Source organism: Methylobacterium oxalidis (assembly GCF_007992195.1).
Classification (GTDB): Bacteria; Pseudomonadota; Alphaproteobacteria; order Rhizobiales; family Beijerinckiaceae; genus Methylobacterium; species Methylobacterium oxalidis.
Genome location: NZ_BJZU01000223.1, coordinates 1 through 3,976 on the forward strand (window position 1 = coordinate 1; position 3,976 = coordinate 3,976).

The following is a 3,976-nucleotide window of genomic DNA, read 5'->3' on the forward strand; positions in this document are numbered from 1 at the left end:
TTCCCCAGCACGATGTCCGTGACCAGACGACGGCCCGAGGAGGTCTCGATCGGACCGGGAGCGGTGCCGACAACGACGAGTTCGTAGATCTCGGCTCCAGCCTGAGTGTTCGCCTCTGCGAAGACGTCGAGCGGACCCGCCACGTCGAGCAGCTGTACGCCCGGCAGGGCAAGAACCGCGACCCTCTGCATGACCGCTCGGAATCTCCTGTCCGTCCCTGCCTTGCGATTGGCAGAGATCGTCTGGATCCAGCGATTGCTGCCGCACTTACAGCGCCATACCCCATTGGGGCACTCTCACCAAGGAGATTTGACCGTGAGCATCAGGTCCGAGGCCGCCATCCCCGATAGCCAGCTTGCCCGTGCCGTCACCGAGTTCGTTCGCGACAACGAGACCGAACTGCTCTTCAACCATTCGACCCGCGTCTATCTGTTCGGGGCTCTTGCCGGCAAACGCCGTAATCTGAGCTTCGATCGGGAGCTTCTCTACGCGGGCGCCATGTTCCACGATCTCGGCCTGATGCCGAACTACGGGAGCATCGACGAGCGCTTCGAGGTCGACGGCGCCAACGCCGCTCGCCGTTTCCTGAAGGCATACGGCGTGCCGGAGGCAGACGTTTACACGGTCTGGACCGCCATCGCACTGCACACCACACCCGGCATTCCGGTCCACATGCATCCAGTCGTCGCTCTAGTGACGGCCGGTGTCGAGATGGACGTGCTCGGCTTGACGTATGGCGACTATTCCGACGCCGAGCGCGAGGCGGTTGTGTCGGCCTATCCGCGCACGCCGGACTTCAAGGAGGACATCATCCAAGCCTTCTATGACGCCATCAAGCACAAGCCGGCTACCACGTTCGGCAACGTCAAGGCCGATGTCATTGCCGACAAGGAGCCGGCCTTCCGCAAGGGAAATTTCTGCAGCGTCATCCGGAACTCGCGCTGGCCGAACGGCGCGCATGCGCCAGGATGTGGCTGCGGCGGACACGGCTAAGCCGCGGCTGTGGTTCTCACGCCGAGACGGCACGAGCACGGGGCAACCGCATCAGGACCAAGCGTGGATCAACGCTCGCGAGGACAGCCACGCGATCAGGGGCAGTGCGATCAGCAGAAGCGCCCTTGCCGCTGAAAGGCGCATGGCACCGGTCTCGCCCTTCGTGCTCGCACGATAAGTCTCGCGCGCGGCGAGCAGGACGACCATTCTGTAGAGTGCCGCCAGCCTGTGGACGATCTGATGGAGCGCGAGCGACGTGCCGGCGGCGCGCGCGGCCGCCTCCTAGAGAAATGTCGGCGGCGCGACGAAGAAGGCGACCGCGATCCCGAACAGGAAGCCGATCATCGCGCCCGGAAATGCCGTCGCTGACAACATCCAGGAGGAGATCGGCCACTACCTCCTTGAGCGCACCCGCCTCACGGCGCAGGTCCCGCACCTCGTCGGCGGTCGCCGCCCGCGCCGTGTCGCCGGTCAGCCGCTTCTTGCCGGCCTCCAAGAACTCCTTGGACCAGCCGTAGTACATCGAGGAAGCGATACCCTCGCGCCCCCACAGCTCGGCGATGCTGTCCTCGCCGCGCAGGCCGTCCAGCAGGATGCGGATCTTCTCCTCGGCCGAGAACTGCCGGCGGGTGGCCCGACGGATGTCTTTGATCACGGCTTCTGCCGGCTTCCGTGCCAGCCCGGATGTCTGCTTCATCGTCTTGCCTCAGGGCTACGATGAACCAGCCATCCTCCGTTCGCGAAGGCCCTCAGTCTGTCTCACGAGTGCCGACGGCGAACAAGCTTGAGCTGCGGCTCGCTGGTCTCCTGGGTCTGAGTCAGACCTGAAACAGCTGCATGCACGCAGGCGATCAGCCCCGGCAGGTCGGCGACGGATGCGTGATTGTTGGACAGGTAGGCGGAGACGATGTCGACCGTCAGATCGATGTGATTGTTCCTTGCTTCTTCCAGCCTGCGCGACCGGGCCATGTTCCTCGTTGCGTTCGCAGGCGCATTCCGCCGATCCGAGCTTGCTGCGATCCGGGCGGTGGATCTCGCGTTTGCGGAGGATGGCCTACGCGGCTTCCTCCCGGCCTCGAAGAGCGATCAGGAGCGCGAAGGAACAGTGGTTGCGATACCGTCCGGAGAGCACCCGGACATCTGTCCGGTGCGGGCGCTGCGCCGCTGGCTTCTGGCTGCGCCGAGCGACGGCTTCGTCTTCCGCGCGATCCGCGCAGACGGCATGGTCTGCGAGGCCGACCTGCATCCGGACTCGATCGGGCGGATCGTCAAGAAGCGGTCCAAGGAAGCCGGCCTGTCGGCAGGTCCGCGGGAACGTCTCTCAGCGCACGGCTTTCGAGCCGGGTTCATCACCGAGGCGTATCGGGCTGGCGCACGAGACGCTGCGATCATGGGGCATTCGCGGCACCGCGACCTCAAGACCATGCACGGCTACGTCCAGTGAGCGAAGCTTCTCGCGAAACATCCTGGGCGCGGACTCGGTCTATGAACGGCTGGAGTAAGCCTGACTGCGAACCGCCCTCCCCTCGAACACGACACTCGGACCATCGTCGCAGCTCGAGCGGCGTTACCGAAAGGCTGTGCAGCGCCAACGCATCCTCGTCTGCTCGCACCAGCCGGCTAGGTCAGCTTGGCGAGGATTCAAGAAAATTGATCTTGCCCTTGTCCTAAGCTGTCCGCCAGCCGGAAGCTTGATTTAATAATTCTTTCCGATAAATCGACGCTTCCCTACCGAAGGGTTGGAAAAGGAGATCCAAATGTCTGGACTAAAGGATCGAGACGAAACCGAGTTTATCGGACTGACGCGTGATATCGTCTCAGCATTCGTAACCAACAACCCTCTGCCCTACACCCAACTGCCCGCGCTCATCGCCTGCGTCCATGCCGCGATAAAAGGCCTCACGACATACAGCGGCGCACCGGAGACGTCCGCCGAACTGGAGAAGGCTACGCCCGCCCAGATCCGCAAGTCGATCACGCCGGATGCACTGATCTCCTTCATCGACGGCAGTCCCTACAAAACACTCAAGCGCCATCTCTCGACGCACGGGCACGATCCGCACAGCTACCGCCAGCGCTACGGCCTGCCCAGCGACTACCCGATGGTCGCCGCCAACTATGCTTCGAAGCGCTCCGAAATCGCACGATCCCTCGGCCTCGGCCGGACAGGAGGACGGTCGCAGGAGGACCTGACGTCGGAACGCGAGTCAGCCGCAGCCGAGTGATCGGCGCTGTCGGACGGCCTTGGGGAATGCTGCACATCCGGTTCATAGATGCGAACGGATGAGGCATTCGCGGTCGTCCGACAGTATGGGCTCGGCTCCTGCAAAACCGTCGCGCAGCCCGACGGCACGGTATCGATGTTACCCGTGCACCGGAACGTTTCCCCTCGCGGCTGAAGTAGATCGTCGCCGCGTTCAATTCGACGAAGTACTTTTATGCGATCCGATCGATTTCCGCGCGCTTTGCCGCGCAATGCGGATTTCCAGGACCATTTTCGACCTTTGCACGACGACGGAAGGATTGCGGCGATGCAATTCCATACCCAGTTCGTCGATCGCCACCGTCTGCATCCATCGACCGGAGGGGCGCTTCACGGAACAAGGATCGACGAACGGCGTCCGACGCACGCTTGCTTCGACGTCATGCCCTGCTGGCACAGCCTGACCCAGCCGGCGTTCGCCGAAGGCGTCCTTCCACGGAGCACCGAAAGAGCCTGTCCCAGGAAGGCCGGCGGGCTGCGGCAAGTTCGGAAGATCGGGCAGACCGCGCAGTCGCCGGCGCTTCGGCTAGTTGAGCGCCGGCCGGGTCTGCACCCAGTGACGCGGCCGCCGGACGGGAATCAGAGAGGACTTCCTCAGCACGGCATCGGATCGGGGAGGAGGAACCACGAGGACGTCCGCGTCGGCGGCGAACAGGACGTCCTCCGAAATGCTTCCCATCATCGCTCTCCAGATGCCGGATCTAGCCTGCGTGCCTAGGG

The 3,976-nt window shown here is 63.6% G+C and carries 5 protein-coding genes and 3 pseudogenes; 3 read left to right on the forward strand and 5 right to left on the reverse strand.

What is annotated here, in order from left to right; translation table 11 throughout:
• A pseudogene (locus tag MOX02_RS29700) lies at positions 1 to 191 on the reverse strand (AraC family transcriptional regulator); the annotation flags it as partial.
• Between the two features lie 124 nt (positions 192 to 315).
• Here MOX02_RS29700 and MOX02_RS29705 point away from each other — a divergent pair.
• A complete protein-coding gene (locus MOX02_RS29705) occupies positions 316 to 993 on the forward strand; it encodes an HD domain-containing protein (protein WP_210250426.1) in 678 nt (225 codons plus the stop codon).
• 373 nt (positions 994 to 1,366) lie between these two features.
• On the opposite strand, the pseudogene MOX02_RS29710 reads toward MOX02_RS29705, so the two are convergent.
• A pseudogene (locus MOX02_RS29710) lies at positions 1,367 to 1,690 on the reverse strand (transposase); the annotation flags it as partial.
• A 62-nt stretch (positions 1,691 to 1,752) separates the two neighbouring features.
• Positions 1,753 to 1,962: a MucR family transcriptional regulator gene (locus tag MOX02_RS29715; protein WP_147029362.1), complete on the reverse strand. Its 210-nt coding sequence runs from the start codon at positions 1,960 to 1,962 to the stop codon at positions 1,753 to 1,755.
• Between MOX02_RS29715 and MOX02_RS29720 the strand changes: the two genes are divergently transcribed.
• Together MOX02_RS29720 and MOX02_RS29725 are read left to right on the forward strand one after the other, a co-directional pair.
• Positions 1,961 to 2,437 (forward strand): tyrosine-type recombinase/integrase, encoded by a 477-nt coding sequence (locus MOX02_RS29720; RefSeq protein WP_147029363.1) that lies wholly within the window; start codon positions 1,961 to 1,963, stop codon positions 2,435 to 2,437. The two genes, MOX02_RS29715 and MOX02_RS29720, sit on opposite strands and share 2 nt — an antisense overlap.
• Positions 2,438 to 2,750: 313 nt before the next feature.
• A complete protein-coding gene (locus MOX02_RS29725) occupies positions 2,751 to 3,218 on the forward strand; it encodes a Ros/MucR family transcriptional regulator (RefSeq protein WP_147029364.1) in 468 nt (155 codons plus the stop codon).
• A gap of 192 nt (positions 3,219 to 3,410) precedes the next feature.
• Here MOX02_RS29725 and MOX02_RS29730 read toward each other — a convergent pair whose 3' ends face one another.
• Positions 3,411 to 3,740 (reverse strand): hypothetical protein, encoded by a 330-nt coding sequence (locus tag MOX02_RS29730; protein ID WP_147029365.1) that lies wholly within the window; start codon positions 3,738 to 3,740, stop codon positions 3,411 to 3,413.
• A 42-nt stretch (positions 3,741 to 3,782) separates the two neighbouring features.
• Positions 3,783 to 3,976: pseudogene (locus tag MOX02_RS31960) on the reverse strand (hypothetical protein); the annotation flags it as partial.